The organism is Algoriphagus pacificus (assembly GCF_017254845.1).
Classification (GTDB): domain Bacteria; phylum Bacteroidota; class Bacteroidia; order Cytophagales; family Cyclobacteriaceae; genus Algoriphagus; species Algoriphagus pacificus.
This window is the reverse complement of sequence record NZ_JAFKCU010000006.1, coordinates 26604-47812: the sequence shown is the minus strand read 5'-3', so window position 1 is coordinate 47812 and position 21209 is coordinate 26604. Positions and strand designations below refer to the sequence as shown.

The window sequence follows — 21209 nt, the reverse complement described above, 5'->3', positions numbered from 1 at the left end:
GAGTAAAATTCTTACTCAGTTATTGACCTAATTGTTCCTATCTCCGGAAATGGAACATGCTATAAAATTTATAGCTATTCCCAATCTAGTTTTAGAACAATTATTATGAGCGAATCCTAGTAATGTGGGGTATTTATTAGTTTATCCCCAGATCAATAATCAGGACTTTAATTCCTCATTTATAATTTCTAACTCCAATTTGGGAGTGAAAGGGCGAAGCTTTCCGCCATCCGCCGTAGGCGGAATTTAAAATTAAAAAATTAGGAATTGGAAATGTAAAGTTAGAAATTGAATACTATGAAATTAAGTTGTTTGGATTATGCCAAATCAAATAGTAGACAAGAGCTTTTTCTTTGCCCAGAGATCTTTAGACTTTTATTTACATCTCAAATCAAAAGGGCACTTTAGACTGGCAGACCAGTTTGTTGGGGCATCAACTTCCATTGGAGCTAATGTTGAAGAAGCACAAGCCGCCCATTCAAAAGCAGATTTTATAGCTAAAATTATTATTGCAGCAAAAGAAGCTAGAGAGACAAAATATTGGCTAAAACTTCTAGATAGAAAAGAATTTATTGAAAACGAGGAAGAGTTTACCTTCCTGAAAAATGAAATTGAGGAACTAATCAAAATATTAAATTCAATTGTGATTAGCAGCAGAAAAAATCTAAAAAAATAAACCACGATTATCTCCCACTCCCAATTCCCAATTCCTCATTCCCAATTCCTCATTCATAATTCATAATTCTTCATTTTAAATTCCTATTGCTCGAATCCCTAGTCACTTCCAAAACCAGAATTAAACTTCTTCTGAAGTTCTTTTCCCATGCCAATTCAGGATACCTGCGTTCATTGGCCAAGGAATTTGATGAATCCACCAATTCCGTAAGAGTTGAATTGAATAGATTGACAGATGCTGGATTACTGGTCTCTGAGGATGAAGGCAAGACCAAAGTCTATAGAGCAAACAACTCCCATCCATTTTTTGATGAAATCAAGGGGATGGTCAGCAAGTTTCTAGGCCTCGACGAACTCATGGAAAAGATAGTCCTTCGAATGGGTGAAGTTGATAAGGCTATCATAACAGGAGATTATGCAATGGGTATTGATTCAGGTACAGTGCACTTGGTATTGATCGGTAAAGATCTGGATGAAGAGTACCTGGCATTTATCATTGATAAGACCTATGAAAAAATCAAACGGAAAGTAGAAGTGGAGATCTTAGAAACGGACCCAGGAGATATTCAAGGGATCTTGGTTTATGGGAAATGATTAAGAATTAAGAATTATAAATTTAAAATTCTGAAGAATGAAAGTTGAAATCGAGTTAACTGCTTCATAACAATGGACTATTACCCAAACAAAACTTGGAAGACAGACCCTGAAGGGGTCAAATGACATAGCCCCGGGTAAGTAGGTACGACGTAACACGGTATTTGAATGTTTATTAGTTGATCAGCGCTGGCCCTCAAATAGTAATTCGAAGACTAAACTTAATGCCAGCAAGATGAAACCGAGAATATTCTTATGGTACTTTTGAAAGGCAAAAGTACCCCTGCCTACCGGCAGGCAGGCAAAAGCTTACCCTCTTCCCGGCTCAGCCCTAAAATCTTTCACTGAAAGATTTCCTAACGGCCTGCCCCACCCGAAATCAGCTTTGAATTGCCTGCGGACAATTCATTTATTGGCTCAAAGTCCGGCTAAAAACAAACGGACCTCTGAGACAAGCTCAGAGCTAGTTTGTTTTGTTAACGCCTCCCTTTCTCACCAATAAAACAGCTGCTTCCAAGGGCAATTTGTCCAATTATAGTTTGGAAACAGACCCTGAAGGGGTCAAATGTCATAGCCCCGGGTAAGGAGGTACGACGTAACCCGGGTTTTGAATGTTTATTGGTTGATTAGCGCTGGCCCTCTAATATTAATTCAAAGACTAAACTTATTGCCAGCAAGACGAAGCCAGAACCGAAAATTGAAATTGATTCTTTCTAAATCGCGAGTGGAGACACTCGCTCAAGCTTAATACCCCATCTTGGAACAAAAACAACACTATAAGGTCATCCAACCCACATCCGGCTGGCAACTCATAGATTTCAAGGAACTCTGGCGATACAAGGACCTTTTATATTTCTTGACTCTACGGGGTATCAAAGCCCGATATGCCCAATCTGTACTAGGAGTCGCATGGGCTATCATCCAACCTCTTTTTACAACTGTCGTCTTTACCATCGTTTTCGGAGGTTTGGCAAAGGTGGATTCGGATGGAATCCCTTATACCTTGTTTTCCTACTTGGCCCTTTGGCCTTGGAACTACTTTTCCGGCACCCTCACCGAATCCGCCAATTCCCTGATCCAAAATGCCAATATGATCACCAAGGTCTACTTCCCTAGAATGGTCCTGCCACTTTCATCCATTCTTTCCAAACTCCTGGATTTTATTATTGCCTTTGTTGTGGTGATCGGTATGATGATTTATTATCAAGTCACTCCAGGTTGGGGATTATTGGTCTTACCACTACTTATTATCCAACTTTTGATGTGTAGCCTAGGAATGGGAATGATGCTTTCCGCTATGGCTGTTAAATACAGGGATGTTAAACATGCCCTGACTTTCGTCGTGCAACTCTTACTTTACGCCGCTCCAGTAGTTTACAGCACAACAGCAGTTCCCGAGCAGTACCAGAAATTCTACATTCTCAACCCAATGGTAGGAGTGATAGAAGGCTTTAGAGCCGCATTTCTTAACCGCCCCATGCCTTGGGAATGGATCTGGCCTGGCTCCATCATAGCCCTAGTCTTATTCGTCTTCGGCATGATGTATTTTCGCCGAATGGAGAGGATATTCTCTGATGTAGCTTAACTGCCCCCCAGCCCCCTGAAGGGGGAGCAAGTCACGAATAAGATGTTAGATAATTGAAGTGTTTTATTCGCTATTAAAATTTTCTCTTTCTTTACAGCAATCAGATAAAGACTAGGCTAATTCTCCCCTTTAGGGGTCGGGGGTAAAACGAAGACGAAAGAATTTTCAAAAAAATGCATCATAAGGCATCTCCGGAAATATTTAAAAGGGCAAAAGAATTAAGAACAAAATTAACTCCTTCAGAAAGTATCTTATGGGAAAGGTTAAGGGCAAAAAGACTTAATAATCTTCATTTTAGAAGTCAGCACCCTATTTCAAAATATATTTTAGATTTCTATTGTCATCAATATCAATTAGGAATTGAACTTGATGGAGAGGTTCATGATAATTTCGATCAAAAAGAAAGAGATAAAGCAAGACAAGAAGATTTAAATGCTCTAGGAATTCTTGTCTTAAGATTTAAAAATCAATTCGTAATTCAAGAAACAGAAGAGGTTCTAAGGTTGATTTTATTAGAAATCGAAAAAATTAAGAAATCAATTTCAAAATAGAGGCTTTTGTGAAATTTAATAAGGCCATCAATTTCATTTAAAAACTTTCAGAATCGCAGGTTAGAAGTAGACCCGAATTTCTCCCCTTTAGGGGTCGGGGGTAGAACGGGTCCTTGCTGATGTAGCTAAACCTCACCCCAGCCTCCCGATACGCTTTGCTATCGGGACAGGCCTCTCCTAAAGAGAGAGGGAGAGCGTGGCGTTTTCAAATGTCGTAATTCGTGAAATTAGAATCTTACCTATAATATCTCTTCTTATCTGCCCGGAGGGCTATCTTCAATTTCCTTTAGATATTTCTCCCGAAGGGAGTATTTCAACAGTATCTCAATAGTATCTCCAAAAATCAGAAATCTAAAATCCAATACTCTCATCAACGAGATTGCCACGCTTCGCTCGCAATGACGGTAATATTTCACCCGCAGGGCCTATTTCAACCGTATCTCCAAAAATCAGAAATCTAAAATCCAATACTCTCATCAACGAGATTGCCACGCTTCGCTCGCAATGACGGTAATATTTCACCCGCAGGGCCTATTTCAACCGTATTTCAAAAAATTTAAAATCTAAAATCAGAGATCTTAAATTCCTCTCCACGAGATTGCCACGCTTCGCTCCCGCCACCGCGGGCAGGCGCAATGACGGTAATATTTCGCCCGAAGGGACTATTTCAACAGTATCTCTAAAAATCAGAAATCAGAAATCAGAAATCTAAAATCTTATTCTACCCCAATTCTTCATTCTTCATTCTTCATTTCTAATTCCTCATTTTAAATTCCTCATTTCTAATTCTTCATTCTTCATTCTAAATTCCTCATTCCCCATTGATCTCCCCACTCCCCTTCGACTCCTCCCTTTTCAATTACCCCGTAGGCAAAACAAACCAAGGATCAGATTGGAATGAAAAAGAGTTTTTGGAAGAAGCAAAGGACTACCAACTCATCTATATTTTCTCCCAAAACCCAGTTCAATTTGAGAGTCAGGACATTGTCCATGTAGACACAAAACTCACTTTCCAAAAGGAACTGAAGCAAATACATGAAGAAACAGAAGTTCAAAAATGGGAGGGAGAGCTGGTACCTGAATTGATAGACTTGGCTTTTCTAAGCGGTTCATTTTCCCGATTTAAGCTAGACAGGAGACTCAAGAACAAAGAATTTGAAAATCTCTATAATATTTGGATAGAAAATGCTTGGGAAGGAAAGCAGATTCTGAGCGCTCCAGATTTGGCAGGGATGGTAACAGTCGACACAGAAAAAGAAATGGGTAAAATAGGCCTAATCGCAGTCTCTGAAAAACAACAAGGAAAAGGCTGGGGTAAAAAACTAGTTAAAGCAGCAGAATCCAAGGCTTTAAGTCAAGGAGCCCAATTCATACAAATCCCCACCCAAGAACAAAATATCCCTGCTTGCAACTTATACACTTCCCTTGGTTACAGCCTAATCGAAAAAGTATATGTTTATCATTGGTGGAAAAGATAATCTTAAATAGAAATACATGCTCCTTCGTCGCCTGAAATACGCCTTCGGCGAGATAGGATCGCTTCGCTCCCGAAATATGCTTCGCGAAATAGACCCTCGTACCTCGGCTGAAATAAGCCTTCGGCGAAATAATCTGTCAAAGTATAATTTGTTCTTCAATCAATATTTCTCCCGAAGGGACTATTTCAACAGTATTTCAAACTATTTCTAATATCATATATCTAATATTCCCTTCCACGAGATTGCCACGCTTCGCTCGCAATGACGGTAGTATTTCTCCCGAAGGGAGTATTTCAACAGTATTTCAAAAAATCTAAAATCTAAAATCTAAAATCTAAAATCAGAAATCTTAAATTCCTATCCACGAGATTGCCACGCTGTGCTCGCAATGACGGTAATATTTCTCCCGAAGGGCCTATTTCAACAGTATTTCAAAGTATTTCTAATATCAACCACCTACCCGCAATCATTTTTAATTCATCATTTTAAATTCATAATTCATAATTCCTCATTTCTAACTCCTAATTCTTAATTCCAAAAGTGCTCTCCATCATCTCTCCATTATACCGCGCAGAAAATACCCTCGGCGAACTCGTCTCCAGGATTAAAGCATGCATTCCGGATCAAGAGTATGAAATCATCTTAGTAGACGATGCCAGTCCGGATAATTCCTGGCATGAGATCGAAAGACTGGCAGAAATCCATCCCGAAATAAGAGGGATTAAGCTTTCTAGGAATTTCGGGCAACACTATGCCATTACAGCAGGCCTAGATGCAGCAAAGGGAGAATGGGTAGTAGTGATGGACTGCGATCTGCAGGATAGACCTGAAGAAATTCCAAATCTCCATAAGGAAGCTCAAAAGGGATTTGATGTGGTTTTGGCAAGAAGGGTAAACAGACAGGACAACTTTTTCAAAAGACTTTCTTCTAAGATTTTCTATCGAACCCTAGCTTGGCTGACAGGATCCCAGCAGGATGAAAGTATTGCCAACTTTGGTATTTACCATCGCAAAGTCATAAATCAAATCATCGGCATGCGGGAAAGCATCCGTTATTTCCCCACCATGGTAAAATGGGTGGGATTCAGGCAATGCAGCATTCCTGTAACCCACGCGGAAAGAGAGGAGGGTAGCAGCAATTATAACTTCAAAAAACTCTTCAACCTGGCCTTGGATATCATGCTGGCCTATAGCGACAAGCCAATCCGCTTAACTGTCAAACTAGGCTTTTTGATAGCATTAACGGGATTCCTTTTTGCAATCTATACCCTTTATAGATATTGGATAGGAGAAATTATTGTAGCTGGTTATGCCTCCTTGATTATCTCCATCTGGCTTCTAACTGGCTTTCTTTTGATTACTCTGGGGATGGTAGGGCTATACATTGGAAAAACCTTTGAAGGGGTGAAAAATAGGCCGATTTATATTGTAGAAAAAGAGATATAGGCTCCTTCGTCGCAAGAAATACAGTTTCACTGAAATACGCCTTCGGCGAAATAGAAGCTCCTTCGTTGCTTGATATACGCTTCCTACCTTCGGCAGGCAGGCGGCGAAATAGAAGCTCCTTCGTCGCTTGAAATACGCTTCGCGAAATAATCTGTCCCAGTATAATTTGTTCTTCAATCAATATTTCTCCCGAAGGGAGTATTTCAAAAGTATCTCAATTGTATTTCATTCAAAACTTTAAATATCTCGCTCCCGCAAGGAGCATATCTCCCTATCTGCCCGCAGGGCTATCTTATATCAATTTCAAAGTATTTCAACTGTATTTCTAAAAATCATAAATCATATATCTTACATCTTATATCTCTCCATATCTGCCCTTAGGGCTATCTTATATCTATTTCAAAGTATTTCGCCCGAAGGGCCTATTTCAACAGTATTTCAAAGTATTTCTAATATCATATATCTAATATTCCCTTCCACGAGATTGCCACGCTTCGCTCCCGCCACCGCGGGCAGGCGCAATGACGGTAATATTTCTCCCTTAGGGCCTATTTCAACAGTATTTCAAAAAATCTAAAATCATAAATCTAAAATCGAATATTCCTTTCAACAAACCCTTTCAAACCGGGAAGGAACTGGAATACATCCAAGATGCGATCAACCGCGGTAAAATCTCCGGGAATGGCCACTATACCCATCTTTGCCAGGAGTTCTTTGAGCAGCGCTATGGAATTCAAAAATGCCTGTTGACCAACTCTTGCACAGATGCTCTGGAAATGGCAGCGATTCTTTGTGATATCCAAGCTGGAGATGAGGTTATCATTCCCAGTTTCACTTTTGTTTCCTCTGCCAATGCTTTTGTGCTAAGGGGGGCAAAAGTTGTCTTTGTGGATAGCCATTCAGATCACCCCAATATGGATGAAAGGCTGATCGAAGAGCTTATCACTCCTAAAACCAAGGCAATTGTAGTGGTTCATTATGGGGGAGAAGCTTGCGAGATGGATACAATCATGGAGATAGCAAATAGGCATAATCTATTTGTGATTGAAGATGCGGCTCAGGCAATAAATAGCTTTTATAAGGGGAAGGCCTTAGGAAGTATTGGACACTTGGGATGCATGAGTTTTCATGAAACCAAAAACATCCAATGTGGAGAAGGAGGGATGCTGATGATCAATGATCCTCAATTCATTAAAAGAGCCGAAATCCTTTGGGAAAAAGGAACAGACAGGGCTGCCTTTTTCCGTGGGGAAGTAAATAAATATGGATGGGTGGATATAGGAAGCTCTTTCTTACCATCCGAACTCAATGCAGCGTACCTCTGGGCACAATTAGAAAACCTAGACAAGATCCAGGAAAGAAGAAAAGCCATTTGGGAGGACTATTTTCGTTTTTTCAAGGGAGATTCCAGTAATTTAAAATCCCTATCCCTACAATTTCTAAAGGCAATTAGCAATGATGAATTAAGAATGATGAATGAATATCCCCCTAATTCCTCATTCCACATTTCTCATTCTTCATTTATGGCCAATGCCCATCTCTTCTACCTCCTCTTCCCATCACAAGCTACTCGAACGGCTTATTCGGAGGCGCTAAAAGAGCAAGGCATCTTAGCTGTTTTCCATTACCAAAGTCTTCACAAGTCAGAATTCTCCAAAATGCATTTCCCGAATCAATATAAGCGCAGTCTGCCCAATTCTGATCGCTTTTCAAATTGCTTGCTGAGGTTGCCATTATTCTATGAATTGCCTGCAATAAGTCAAAGGTAGGCAGGAACTGAAATACACCAAAGACGAGATAGAAGCTCGTACCTTACTTGAAATATTGGCTCCTTCGTCGCTTGAAATACGCTTCGCTGAAATAAGCCTTCGGCGAAAAACTACCTCACCCCCAGCCCCTCTCCTAAAGCGAGAGGGGAGCGTCACGTATTCATAAGGCATAAATCCAAAATCTAACATCCTAAAATTTGCTTATCCAAATCAACCGAGTAAATTTATTACTCAGTCAATTCAAGTAGAATCACGCAAACTCAATATCGTGAGTGAAAGGGCGAAGCTGTTATTAGATAGTTAACAGTCTCAGTTTACAGTAATCAGTCCGATAGTATCCCAAATACGAACCAACACTTGCCCACTGTTAGAGACCTAACAACGAACAACGAACAACCAATTCCTCATTCTCAATTTCTAATTCATAAGTGCTTTTCAATTCCTTCACCTTCTTGATCTTCCTTCCAATAGTATTCTTACTATACTGGTTTGTATTTCAGAAGAACTTGAAGCTTCAGAATGCTTTTCTATTACTAGCTAGCTATATTTTACCCCTCAATGGATTTCTTTTAATAACTCAGATAAGTCCCGTGACCACCAAAAAATGAACTTTTTAAAGAAAAAAATAAGAAACCTATTTTATAGGATAGCAAAGCCAATTTCAAGAAGATTAGAGTTGAATCTTACAGGTGCAGTTTCAAATGATGAAATTAAATCGCTTTTAAAAAAACTCCACCCAATTGACCCAAAAATTGAACTTATAAGAATTGGACCAAATGGTGATGGGGGATATCTTTTGCCAAATGATTTAAAAGATATTGAAACATGTTTTTCTCCTGGGGTTGACATTGAATCAAGATTTGAATTTGAATTAGCAGAGATGGGAATTGAAGTTTTTATGGCTGATTATTCAATTGAAAATCCTACTATTGATCATCCAAAATTTGAATTTAGTAAAAAGTTCATTGGAGCTGATGATATGGGTAATTATATGACAATGGACACATGGGTAAACCAAAACTTGTCAGATAATAAAAATTCTGAATTATTACTTCAAATGGATATTGAAGGTTATGAGTATGATGTTATTCTTGCTCTTTCTAGGCCTTTGCTTGACAGATTTAGGATAATTGTGATTGAATTACATCATCTTGATAGGATAGCTGACCGTTATTTTTTCAATCAACTCAATCGTTTTTTTGAAAAATTACTTTCAAATCATTCGATAGTGCATCTACATCCAAATAATAACGGGAGGCCAATATTCATAAATGGTATTGAAATCCCTCCTCTGATGGAAATTACATTATTAAGAAATGATAGATTTTCATCATCAGATTATTTTTCGAAATTTCCACATCCTTTAGACAAACCCAACGTGGACAAAGATGATGTTGTGCTACCTAAATTTTGGTTTAGAGTAAAGTAATTAATGCTTTTTAATTCTATTTCTTTCCTGATCTTCCTACCCATAGTTTTCGGACTTTACTGGTTTGTATTTCAGAAGAACCTAAAGCTGCAGAATGCCTTTCTATTACTAGCTAGCTATGTGTTTTATGGTTGGTGGGATTGGAGGTTTCTGGGGTTGATTATTGCGAGTTCGGCAGTGGATTACTGGTGTGGATTAAAGATGTCGACAGTCGACAGTCAGCAGTCCACAGAAAACTCTGCAAATTCAACTATTGAAGGTCCTGGAAAGGAGACGGGAAATAAAAACTTAACCAAAAAACAGCCGTGGTCCATGGTCAGTGGTCTGTGGACAGGAAAGAGACTCTACCTCACCATCTCCCTCACCTTCAACCTCGGCCTACTAGCCTTCTTCAAATACTTCAATTTCTTCATAGACTCTGCAGCTGACTTTATCTCCTTATTAGGTTTCCAACCTCATATCAGCACGCTTAACTTGATACTTCCTGTTGGGATTTCTTTCTATACCTTTCAGACTTTAAGCTATTCCATAGACGTCTATAAAGGGAAGCTAAAGCCAACCAAAGATCCAATCGCCTTCTTTACTTTCGTTGCTTTCTTCCCTCAACTGGTAGCAGGTCCTATTGAAAGGGCTTCCAACTTATTGCCTCAGTTCTTTAAGAAGAGGGAATTCGAATACCAACAAGGATCTGATGGAATGAAACTCATTCTTTGGGGTCTCTTTAAGAAAATGGTGATCGCTGACAACTGTGCTTTGGTAGTCAATCCCATATTCGAGAATTATCAAACTGCTTCAGGATTAGAGCTTATCATGGGAGCTATTCTCTTTGCCTTTCAGATCTATGGAGACTTCTCAGGCTATTCGGATATAGCCATAGGAGTAGCCAAGCTTTTTGGCTTCGATCTGATGACAAATTTCCGAACTCCCTATTTCAGTAGAGATATAGCTGAGTTCTGGCGTAGATGGCATATTTCATTATCTACATGGTTTAGGGATTATGTTTACATCCCTTTAGGTGGGAGTAGAGTTACTAAAGTTAAAGCCATCCGCAATATCTTTATCGTATTCCTGGTCTCAGGTTTCTGGCATGGAGCCAACTGGACTTTTATCGCTTGGGGAGGGATCCATGCAGCTTTATTTATTCCGATCTTTTTGATTGGGAAGAATAGAGTTCATTTAAATGAAGGGGACCATATGATTCCCTCATTTAAAGAGCTAATTCAAATGATATCAACATTTACTTTGGTTAGTGTAGCTTGGGTTTTTTTCAGAGCTAATAGCATAGGAGATGCATTGGGGTATTTAATACGAACATTTTCCAACCCCTTATTTCCCAATAGCTTTAATTGGTTTGGTTACCATTTAAGGGTAGCATTGGTGATTTTTCTTGTACTGGAATGGATAGGAAGAAAACGATCTAATTGGATTGAAATAATACCCCTTAAATGGTATCGATATCCAGTATATTTCCTTGTAGCTTTTTCTATTATGTATTGGGGAGTTTTTACTCAAAAAATGGATTTCATTTATTTTCAATTTTGATGAAAAAATTCTTAGTTAAGATATTCTTTTTTTGTTTAATTTCTGTTATCGTTTATCCAATTTTTATAGGTTCCCTTGGATCTTATTGGTTAACTCAAAGAAGATTGACTAAAAACTTGATTTTTAACCAAGGAGGAAACAGTTTTATGTGGAGTAAACTGCATGAAGCGGACACTACGAAAGATATAGATGTTTTAATCTTAGGTTCTTCAATCGCCTTAAGGGGTATTGATACTAGAATTTTCAAAGAGTACGGATTAAAAGCATTTAATCTTGGATCAAATTATCAAACACCATTACAAACAGAATATTTACTAAATAAATATTTGAATCAGTTTTCACCTAAATATGTAATTTGGGAGGTTACTCCAATTACGTTTCAAAATAGAGGATTAGAGTCGTTTATTGATATTTTTTCAAATTCAAATATTGATAAAGGTGCATTGAAACAAAGCGTTTTTATTTCAGATATTATCGCTTGGAATACATTAATTATCTCATTAAAGAGACAAATTTTTGATGAATTTGATAATTATAATGAAAGGGAAATAAAAGGGTCTACAAAGTATGTTCAAGGAGGATTTGTAGAATCAAATAATCTTGATTTTGATGATAGGGATAAATTAGATTTATATTCTATAGATTTTTTAGAATATCAGAAATTGGCTTTTGAAAAGAATCTAAATTTATTAAACCAATCTAATGTTAAGATTCTATTGGTTCAATCTCCGACCACATATGAGTATAACAAATGTATAACTAATTGGAATTATATTAATTCATACTTTGAATCATTTGAAGAAAATGAATTAATTGTTGATTATAGAAATTACAATGAAATAATTCCAAATTTTGGAAAAGACACTAGTTATTTCACGGATAAAATGCATCTTAATAGAATTGGAGCAAAAAAATATACTAAATTTTTGATTGATGATTTTATAGAGACTTTTTCTTATTAAGAATGAAGAGAATATTTTCCAAAATTAAAATTAAAGTATATCCAAAAAACATTATAGATTCTATTAATTTTTTAACAAGAAATTATCCACTAATTTTTTATTGGGATTATGAAAAGAATTGGGGTGATTCAATCAATGAGTTTATTTTTAATTCTATTTTAAAAAAAAATGTTTACAGTTCTAACAAAATATTTAATATTAAAAACCAAGAAATTATTACAGGAATAGGAAGCGTTTTGAATAGTAAATTAACTAACTATTCAATTTGGGGTTCTGGATTTCTTTCTGAAAAACACACCTTGATACATTCACCAAATGAAGTTTTGGCTGTTAGAGGAAAGCTTACTGAAAAGAAAATTAATGGCTTGTTTAGGAAATCTTCTGATCAATTTGGAGATCCTGGATTGTTATTCAAAGAGTTTTATCATCCTACTTTTCCTAAAGAGTATAAACTTGGAATTATCCCCCATTTTAAGGAATTAGATGAAAAGGTTATTCAGGATATTAAAAGCAAATACGGTTTTGAGATTAATATAATTAATCCCACGATTGATATCTTTAAATTTGCTGATGAAGTGAGCAAATGTGAAAGTATCCTAAGCAGCTCCTTACATGGCTTAGTCCTAGCGGAATCTTATGGTATTCCAACCGCTCGTATTTCTATTTCAAATAAACTTATAGGTGGAGATTTTAAGTTTGAAGATTACTATTCCGGGGTTAATATTCCTTTAAATGCTGTAAGACCATTTAATTTATTAGAGCATTTTGATCGAAACACTATTTTTTCAATTCCTTGTACGATTAAAGATCTCAAATATGATAGTAAAGGATTAATCAATTCTTTGAAGTCTAAAACTAATATAATTTGAAAACTTGTATTCAAGTTAAAGACCTTTCCAAGCGGTATAGACTTGGCTTGAAAGAAGATCAAGCTAAAACCTTATCAGGTCAAATAGTTAATATTATTAAAGCTCCTTGGAAAAATCTTCAGGCCCTTCGTGATTTGAATAGGTTTGAACAGGAAGATGAATCTAATTTTTGGGCTTTAAAGGACATTGACTTTGAAGTGAAAGAAGGAGAGGTACTTGGTATTATTGGTAAAAATGGAGCAGGGAAATCTACCTTACTTAAAATTCTTTCCCAAATCACCGAGCCCACCTCAGGGAAAATTGAAATTCGAGGGAGGGTTGCTTCTCTTCTTGAAGTAGGTACAGGATTCCATCCTGAACTTTCGGGTAGGGATAATATCTATATGAATGGAACAATTTTGGGAATGACTAGAGGAGAAATTGATTCCAAATTGGATGAGATTATAGACTTTTCCGGTGTTGAAAAATTTGTTGATACCCCAGTTAAGTTTTATTCCTCTGGGATGAAGGTTCGTCTTGGATTTTCAGTTGCGGCTCATTTAGAACCCGAAATATTGATAATTGATGAAGTATTGGCAGTTGGAGATCACGAATTTCAAAAGAAGTGCCTAGGTAAAATGGAAGATGTAGCAGGACAAGGAAGAACAGTACTTTTTGTGAGCCATAATCTATCAGCTGTAAATAGCCTCTGCAATAGAGTTTTGGTATTAGCAAATGGAAATAAAATGTTTGAAGGAAGTACTGAGGAGGGCATTAGTAGGTATTTAGGAAACCAGACAAACAATTTAAAATCAAATTCTTGGGAAAATAAATCTAACCCAAAACAGGGTGAATTTTATTTAAATAGTTCAAGTATTCAGTTAAGAGGAACTCAGCCAAACCTTGAATTAGTTCTTTCCTTAAGTTTCAGCTCTTCAGATAAGTATGATCCAGCATTCATTGCGATTGATATTAAATCCTATGATGGTAATCCGGTACTACAATTTATTCCTTCTTATAATGGGTTCATTAAACCACAATTGGGAATTCAAGATTTTAAAATCTCCTGTGATTTGCCTCCAATAATGCCGGGTACTTACTCTATATCAGTGTGGGCAGGATCCCATTTCTCTGAAACATATAGACATTATATTGATATAATAACTTTTGAAGTTATTGAGTCTCCTGTTCTAAATAGGGTATATCCCTTTTCTAAAAATCATGGATATATATATCCAAGTTCAATAATACTTACTAGTTAAGTATAAGTAATTATAGGAAACTTATTTGAAGTGAAGGTTAAAATAAATTTTACAGATTTCTGGCAAAATTTCGAATATCGTGAAAGTTTCTTTTGGAAGTTTCTTTCTGAAAAGTATGAGTTAGAAATATCCGATAAACCTGAAATACTTTTTTTTGGTCCTTTTGGACGAGAACATAGGAAATACAATTGTATTAAGATTTTTCATACAGGTGAGAATATCAAGCCAAATTTTCTTGAATGTGATTTTGCTTTTTCGTTTGATTTTATGAAAGGCCCAAAGAATTATCGTTTTCCTTTATATGCGTGGTATAATGAGCATGAAAAACTATTGAATAATAGAGTTGAAGGATTCGATATAAGAAATAAGAAGTTTTGTAATTTTGTTTACTCTAATGATAAAGCGTTAGAAAGAATAGACTTTTTTAATAAACTTTCTAAATATAAGAAGGTAGATTCGGGCGGAAGATTTTTAAATAACCTTGGATATCAAGTTCAAAATAAAAGTGAATTTATTTCTAATTATAAGTTTACTATTTGTTTTGAAAATGAAAGCTCTCCAGGCTATACCTCTGAAAAAATATATGATGCCATGCTGGCGAACTCTATACCAATTTATTGGGGTAACCCATTAATTCATCAAGAATTTAATCCCGAAAGTTTTATAAATGTTCATGATTATGATTCATTCGACGCAGTGGTTGAAAAAATTATCGAATTAGATTTAAATGATGATTTATATTTCAATATGTTGAGAAAACCTTTTTTTCATGAAAATGAAATTCCTGATAATCTTAAATCTGAAAATTTATATTCGCACTTTAGTTATATTTTTTCCTTGATAGGAAATTATACTCCGATATCTAATCAGTTTAAAAGTAGAATTTACCACTTAATTAAGGATATTAATTCTTGGATTAGTTTTAAGCTTCAAAATAATTATAAATGAATATTAGAAAGGAGTTAAAGAAATTCCGTCCATTAGTAAGATTTTATCAAAAGTATTTTTTGCCACCTAAAGGTGCTTTCGCGTCTGATCAATGGCTTAGAGTAGTCATGGATCAGGAAACAGAAAAATTGATAAGATCACTTACAATTGAACAATATAATGTTCTAGAGATTTCTGGATCAAAATGGAAAGATCATCCATTTAAATCCTATTTAAATGTTGACTATCCTGAGTTTGATATTTGTAATGATGTAAAAGATGAAAAGTTTGATTTGATTATTGCAGAACAAGTTTTTGAACATTTGCTTTATCCTTACAAAGCTTTATCAAATATTTATAAAATGTTAAATCCAGGAGGGTATTTTTTAATCACAACTCCTTTCTTAATTCCAATACATGAAGTGCCTTATGATTGCACCAGATGGTCTCCTACAGGACTTAAATATTTTTTAAATGAAGTAGGGTTTCCTTTAAATCAAATCCTCGTTGATGGTTGGGGAAATAAAAAATGCTTGATCTCTAATCTTGATTATTGGAAACATTATAAAAAAGGGATGTCATTAATTAATGAAACAAAATATCCCTTGGTAGTCTGGTCTTTAGCAAAAAAAGGGAATGGGTGATATCACTTATGTTCATAGTGAAAAAATTCATAATACGGAAAGCTCAAAAGTAGTCTTTCCAATATTATTTGATTTATTAAAATTGAACTCGGTCTTAGATGTTGGTTGTGGATTGGGGACGTGGTTATCTGTAGCTAGAGATCTTGGGGTGAAAGATATTTTTGGAGTTGATGGAGAATATGTAGATAAAAAGCTTTTAGGTAGATATTTAGATTTATCCTTCTTTAAATCTGTTGATCTTAGAAAAGATTTGGACCTAGATCGATCATTCGATCTTGTAATATGCCTTGAAGTAGCTGAACATTTACCAGAAAGCTCCGCTGAGAATTTAATAGATTCTTTAATAAGGCATTCAGACGTAATTTTATTTTCTGCAGCTATCCCAGGGCAAGGGGGGCAGAATCATTTAAACGAACAATGGCCTAAATATTGGCATAGGCTCTTTTCTGATAGGGGCTTTGTTTTTTTAGATATTATTAGACCGGTAATTTGGAATAATCCCAATGTGGATTATTGGTATAAACAGAATATCTTCTTAGTGGTAAAAGAATCTCATCCGCTTGCTTCTAAATTTCCAGATTCTTATTTGCCACTTGTGCATCCTGAATTGTTGGAGAGATTAACTATGGGATATGAGAAACGAATTAAGAATCTTGAAAGTAATTTATCTATACACCCTCTAAAGAAATGGATCAAATCCTTAGTTAAATAATTATGCCAAGGTATATAAATCTTGCCCCTTTTGAACCAAAAGTAAATTACGATCTTAAAAGATTAAATCAGGTTAGTATTCTGATTAAGACGCTAGAAAGGAAAGAGCACCTAATTAATTTATTGGATTCAATATCTCACTATGGATTTAGAGGCCCTATAATTATTGGTGATGATAGTAAAATACCTTACGGAGATGAAATTCTATATCGGTTTCCATATTTAAAAATTTCTTATTTGCCTTTACCATATGATACAGGAACTGCAGAAGGAAGAAATAAGATGCTGGAGGTTACTAATACGAAATATTTTTTGTTGTGCGATGATGATTTTGTTTTTGATAGAAGGACAAGAATTCCCAAAATGCTAAAATTATTAGAGCAACACAATTTAGATATTCTGGGTGGAGTTTTTCGCCAACATAACAGAAAAACAAGAAAAGGAAAATATTTATTAATGTTGAATAGGGCATTTAATAAAATTGGATGGGTCTTACCTTCTTCACAAATTTTTGAATATCAATCTGGAATTGAATTTAAAGATGAAAAACTCTATTTAAGTAAAATTAAGTATGTAGACCCTATGACTCCTTGTGATTTAACTCATAATTTTTTTTTAGCAAATACTGAAAAAGTTAAATCGTTTGGTGGATGGAACCCAATTCTTAAAGGTGGAGAGCATCAGAATTTTTTCATTCGTGCAAAAATAGCGGGATTAAAAGTTGGAACTACTAGGCATTGTGGAGTCATTCATGACCAATGGACACCTAATTCCGAGGAATATATGAGTTTAAGAAATAGAGGGAATGAATATCAAGAATTAGCACTGAAAGAATTTGGTTTTGAAACTATCGAAAATTATAAAGAGGTATTAGGGGGGAAATTTGGTAAGTAATTACTACTTCTGGGTAATCTCAATCAAAGTATTCAAAATAATTAGCTGTTATCTTGAAAAGTATTAAGATTAAATTCGTTGACTTTTTTTCAGGTTTTGATCAAACCTATAATGGTATTTACATTTTGCTTTCTAGGTTTTTTAATTTAGAGATATCTGAAGATCCTGATTTTATTTTTTTTTCTGTTTGGGGAAATAGTCATTTAGAATATTCCTGCACAAAGATTTTCATTACAGGAGAAAATGTGCGCCCCAATTTTTTTCTTTGCGATTATGCTCTAGGTTTTGATTTCCTTGAAAAGGAAAACTACCTAAGATTGCCTCTTTATGTTTATTGGAAAAGCTTAGACTATAAGAGATTAATTTTTCCAGATTTCAAAAATATAATAGATGACCATCCAAAATCTAAATTTTGTTGTTTTGTTGTTTCTAATCCTAAATCTGTTAGACGAATAGATTTTTTCAAAAAATTGAGTCAATATCAAACTGTGGATTCAGGAGGCAAGGTTAAAAATAATATGGGGTACTTGGTTTCCGATAAATTAGCATTTATGAGTCCCTATAAATTCATGATTGCCTTTGAAAATAGTAGCTACCCTGGATATGTCACTGAAAAGATTTATGAATGCTTTTTTACAAACACAATTCCGATTTATTGGGGAAGCCAGTTAATCCAAAAAGATTTTAACACTAAGAGGATTCTTAATAGATTCGATTTTAATTCTGATGATGAGCTTATTGAAAGAATAAAATATTTGAATGAAAATAATGAAGCATATTTGGAGTTCATTTCCCAACCAGTTTTTCACAAAAATGAGCCTAATTCGTATTTAAGAGAAGAAAATATTCAGATATTTTTCAATAAAATTTTTACTGGAGATAAAAAGACAAAATCTATTGGTACCAAAAAGAATATAGGTATTGCTCTAAGAATGATTAGAAATTTTTATTCAAAAAATTTTAGAAAATCATTTAGATGAACCTCCCAATCTTTTCAATTATTATTCCATGCTTCAATCAAGGTCATTTTTTGAAGGACTGTCTAAATTCAATTCTGGATCAGAAAATTGAAGATTGGGAAGTCTGGGTTGTAAATGATGGGAGCGAGGATAATACAGCTCAAGTGGCTCATCAATTTTTAGAAGGTAACACTAAAATTCATTACCTATACCAAACCAACCAAGGCCTTTCAGCTGCGCGAAACGCCGGAATGAATCAAGCTCAAGGGAAATTTCTTATTTTTCTGGATGCAGATGATTGGTTGGAGTCTGATTTATTGAAAAAATACATCGAATTGATTTCATTAAATCCTGACTTTCAATTATTTCGATGTGGATATGCTTATTGGGATCATCCAGATGGATATTGTTTCCATAGACATAATCCAGTAGGTAAAGGCAAAATATTTCCAGAAGTTTTGACTCAAAATATTGGCCCTTGCCATTCGATTTTGATCCAGAGGGAATTTGCGCAAAAGCTCGGAGGATTTGATGTTAAGTTGAAAAGTTGTGAGGATTGGGATTTTTGGATACGTGCCGGAAGGGCTGGAGCTAAAATTTTTTCAATTAATGAAGTTTTGGTTGCCTATCGATATGTCTCTTATAGCATGAGCAGAAATCCCAGACTAATGTACGAGTCTTTAAGTGAAGTTACCAGAAGGGTAGGTCAATCAGATGATAGGCTTCCTGAATCTGCTCCTTTCAAGGAACCTTTTAATCTTAATTATTCAAGTATCCAAAAGAAGCATCTTCTTCCATTTCTAGGGTTGCTTATTCAACAGGATAAACTCCCCGAGGCAATTTCTTGGTATTTGGAGGAAAAGTCAATTTGGAAATGGGATATAAAAGAAGAAGAATGGACTCGTATGAGTTCCTACCTGAATTGGAAATATTTCCTCAGTAAAAAGGATTGCCAAACTATTTTGGATAAGATACAACCTAAACTTTTTGAATTTTTTAATAGACTTGGTTATTCAAATATAGATTCTGTTCGAATTTCTAATCTTATACTTTCTCCTCAATTGAAAAAATGGAATCATTTTCGATACGGAAGACTTCTAGGAGCTTTGGTTAATCGATTGACATTTTCCACTTAACCTTGTTAGATTTTAACATTGGTATCGTTTTCGTTAAATGATTGATTTTAAAGTTTCAGTTATTATACCAGTCTATAATGTTGCAGAATATATAAACCAAGCTGTAATATCTGCTGTAAATTTGCCTGAAGTTGCCGAAATAATCTTAGTGGAGGATGGTTCACCTGATGATTCTTTGTCAGTTTGCAAAGATTTAGAAAAGCAATTTGAAAAAGTACGATGTTTTCAACATCCTAGCGGAATAAATAGGGGAATTAGCGCAAGCAGAAATTTTGGGATAGAGAAAGCCGTTTATCCATATATTGCATTTTTGGATGCAGATGATTGGTATTTGCCTCATCGGTTTAATAAGGATAAAGTTATTTTTGAGAAGAATAATTATGCTGATGCTGCATATTCTTGTGCAATACTAGAAGAGCATTTGGGTAATAATGAAAAAAGATACGGAATACGGAATGACCCAGGCTTTACTTTTAAGGAAGGGGATTTGCCCTATGACTTTTACAAAAAGAAAATAACATTAAATAGAGTACTTTTTCATACTAATACCGTAACCCTAAAGCGCGAATTTTTAATAAAAGATAAAACCTTTGATGAGAGGCTCCGATTGCATGAAGATACAGAATTGTGGAATAGATTGATTAGAAGGGGTGTTTTTATAGCTTCTGAATGGGAAGACCCTGTGTCAGTAATCAGGAGGCATGGAAAGAATAATATCACTTCAAGAAATATTGAAACTCACTTAAAAATGATGGCAATCCAAATTGATAACATTGGTTTGGATAATCTTTATGATTTTGAAGTCAATATTTTCTATAAAAGAAGCCTTAGAGAAAAGAGCAGAATATTTAAAAATCATTGGATCAGAAGAATTAATTATTTTAGTTCTTTTGCCTTGAAAAGATTTCAAAAAAAGGAATTTTTAAAGAAACTCAGAGATAGGTATGCCTTTGATTAGTGTTATTATTCCTACATATAACCGAGTCCAATCGCTATCTTCTGCAATTCAAAGTGTATTGAAACAGACGTTTGAAGATTGGGAACTAATAATTGTGGATGATGGGAGTGTGGATTTTACGGCTGAAGTAGTAAGTCAGTATTTGACTGATAGCAGAATTTCATATTTTTTTCAAGAGAATAGTGGAGTTTCAGCTGCAAGAAATTTTGGAGTGAAAATGGCAATTGGTGAATGGCTTATTTTTTTAGATTCTGACGATACTTTAACATTAAATTCCCTAACAGCATTTGCCGAGGCTACAATTCATGATATTCATTTAATTGTTGGTGGGATAAATGTTATTTCGAATTCTGGTAGCATGGAACGTCTTCCTGGTAAGGTTAAAAACTTAGCTAAAATACCTGGTGCATTTTGTTTGAAGAAAACCTCCTTTAATATTTTAAATGGATATGATGAGGATTTAAGTTTTGGTGAAAATACGGAATTATTTCACAGAATGAGATTGATAAATAGTGAAGAGTTCCCTTTAGAAATAGTAACGGTTAATTACCATAAACATGAATTAGGGGGGAGTAGGAATTTGAAAAACATGACAAATTCAAATATTAGGATTCTTGAAAAACATAGGAATACCCTTTCAAATAATATGAAGCATGTTTATCATCAGATTATTGGAGTCAATCAAATGAGATTTCGGAATTATAAAGAAGCTCGAGCTAATTTATGGCAAGCCTTTTTATTAAAACCATATAAAGTTTCTACTTTATTTAGGTTCTTTATTTCTCTATTTCCATTTTTAACTACTTTATTCTATTCTTCTGAGGTGGATTGTTAAATTA

20 protein-coding genes are annotated in these 21209 nt (G+C 35.1%); all 20 read left to right on the top strand.

What is annotated here, in order from left to right:
- Positions 1-319: 319 nt before the first annotated feature.
- The 20 genes from J0A69_RS18990 to J0A69_RS18895 all read left to right on the top strand — a co-directional run bounded on the left by J0A69_RS18990 (position 320) and on the right by J0A69_RS18895 (position 21205).
- Entirely contained in the window at positions 320-676 is a 357-nt protein-coding gene (locus tag J0A69_RS18990) for a four helix bundle protein (RefSeq protein WP_206588204.1), read from the top strand.
- Between the two features lie 86 nt (positions 677-762).
- Positions 763-1269 carry a winged helix-turn-helix domain-containing protein gene (locus J0A69_RS18985; protein WP_206588203.1) on the top strand — a complete coding sequence of 169 codons (507 nt, stop codon included), beginning with the start codon at positions 763-765 and terminating at the stop codon, positions 1267-1269.
- Between the two features lie 757 nt (positions 1270-2026).
- Positions 2027-2854 carry an ABC transporter permease gene (locus J0A69_RS18980; RefSeq protein WP_206588202.1) on the top strand — a complete coding sequence of 276 codons (828 nt, stop codon included), beginning with the start codon at positions 2027-2029 and terminating at the stop codon, positions 2852-2854.
- 173 nt (positions 2855-3027) lie between these two features.
- Positions 3028-3405 (top strand): endonuclease domain-containing protein, encoded by a 378-nt coding sequence (locus J0A69_RS18975; RefSeq protein WP_206588201.1) that lies wholly within the window; start codon positions 3028-3030, stop codon positions 3403-3405.
- Between the two features lie 821 nt (positions 3406-4226).
- Complete coding sequence (locus tag J0A69_RS18970; protein WP_206588200.1) at positions 4227-4883, top strand: GNAT family N-acetyltransferase; 657 nt, start codon at positions 4227-4229, stop codon at positions 4881-4883.
- Between the two features lie 540 nt (positions 4884-5423).
- Positions 5424-6329 (top strand): glycosyltransferase family 2 protein, encoded by a 906-nt coding sequence (locus J0A69_RS18965; protein ID WP_317194888.1) that lies wholly within the window; start codon positions 5424-5426, stop codon positions 6327-6329.
- A 635-nt stretch (positions 6330-6964) separates the two neighbouring features.
- Complete coding sequence (gene rffA / locus J0A69_RS18960; protein ID WP_236033033.1) at positions 6965-8098, top strand: dTDP-4-amino-4,6-dideoxygalactose transaminase; 1134 nt, start codon at positions 6965-6967, stop codon at positions 8096-8098.
- A gap of 604 nt (positions 8099-8702) precedes the next feature.
- Positions 8703-9527: an FkbM family methyltransferase gene (locus J0A69_RS18955; protein WP_206588199.1), complete on the top strand. Its 825-nt coding sequence runs from the start codon at positions 8703-8705 to the stop codon at positions 9525-9527.
- Between the two features lie 3 nt (positions 9528-9530).
- On the top strand, positions 9531-11069 hold the full coding sequence (locus J0A69_RS18950; protein WP_206588198.1) for an MBOAT family O-acyltransferase: 1539 nt from the start codon (positions 9531-9533) through the stop codon (positions 11067-11069).
- Positions 11069-12031 (top strand): hypothetical protein, encoded by a 963-nt coding sequence (locus J0A69_RS18945; protein ID WP_206588197.1) that lies wholly within the window; start codon positions 11069-11071, stop codon positions 12029-12031. Before J0A69_RS18950 ends, J0A69_RS18945 begins: the two co-directional genes overlap by 1 nt.
- A 2-nt stretch (positions 12032-12033) precedes the next feature.
- Positions 12034-12900 carry a polysaccharide pyruvyl transferase family protein gene (locus J0A69_RS18940; RefSeq protein WP_206588196.1) on the top strand — a complete coding sequence of 289 codons (867 nt, stop codon included), beginning with the start codon at positions 12034-12036 and terminating at the stop codon, positions 12898-12900.
- Positions 12901-12947: 47 nt separating this feature from the next.
- Positions 12948-14141, top strand: a complete 1194-nt coding sequence (locus tag J0A69_RS18935; RefSeq protein ID WP_236033013.1) for an ABC transporter ATP-binding protein — start codon at positions 12948-12950, stop codon at positions 14139-14141.
- 30 nt (positions 14142-14171) lie between these two features.
- On the top strand, positions 14172-15089 hold the full coding sequence (locus J0A69_RS18930; RefSeq protein ID WP_206588195.1) for a glycosyltransferase family 10 domain-containing protein: 918 nt from the start codon (positions 14172-14174) through the stop codon (positions 15087-15089).
- Positions 15086-15712, top strand: coding sequence for a class I SAM-dependent methyltransferase (locus tag J0A69_RS18925; RefSeq protein WP_206588194.1), 627 nt, complete (start codon positions 15086-15088; stop codon positions 15710-15712). Before J0A69_RS18930 ends, J0A69_RS18925 begins: the two co-directional genes overlap by 4 nt.
- Entirely contained in the window at positions 15705-16424 is a 720-nt protein-coding gene (locus J0A69_RS18920; protein WP_206588193.1) for a class I SAM-dependent methyltransferase, read from the top strand. Before J0A69_RS18925 ends, J0A69_RS18920 begins: the two co-directional genes overlap by 8 nt.
- Before the next feature lie 2 nt (positions 16425-16426).
- Positions 16427-17317 (top strand): glycosyltransferase, encoded by an 891-nt coding sequence (locus J0A69_RS18915; RefSeq protein WP_206588192.1) that lies wholly within the window; start codon positions 16427-16429, stop codon positions 17315-17317.
- Positions 17318-17370: 53 nt separating this feature from the next.
- Positions 17371-18297, top strand: coding sequence for a glycosyltransferase family 10 domain-containing protein (locus J0A69_RS18910; protein WP_206588191.1), 927 nt, complete (start codon positions 17371-17373; stop codon positions 18295-18297).
- Positions 18294-19412 (top strand): glycosyltransferase, encoded by a 1119-nt coding sequence (locus J0A69_RS18905; protein WP_206588190.1) that lies wholly within the window; start codon positions 18294-18296, stop codon positions 19410-19412. Before J0A69_RS18910 ends, J0A69_RS18905 begins: the two co-directional genes overlap by 4 nt.
- Before the next feature lie 37 nt (positions 19413-19449).
- Positions 19450-20370 carry a glycosyltransferase family 2 protein gene (locus J0A69_RS18900; protein ID WP_206588189.1) on the top strand — a complete coding sequence of 307 codons (921 nt, stop codon included), beginning with the start codon at positions 19450-19452 and terminating at the stop codon, positions 20368-20370.
- Entirely contained in the window at positions 20357-21205 is an 849-nt protein-coding gene (locus J0A69_RS18895) for a glycosyltransferase family 2 protein (RefSeq protein WP_206588188.1), read from the top strand. The genes J0A69_RS18900 and J0A69_RS18895 overlap by 14 nt, the downstream gene beginning before the upstream one ends.
- Positions 21206-21209: the final 4 nt, after the last annotated feature.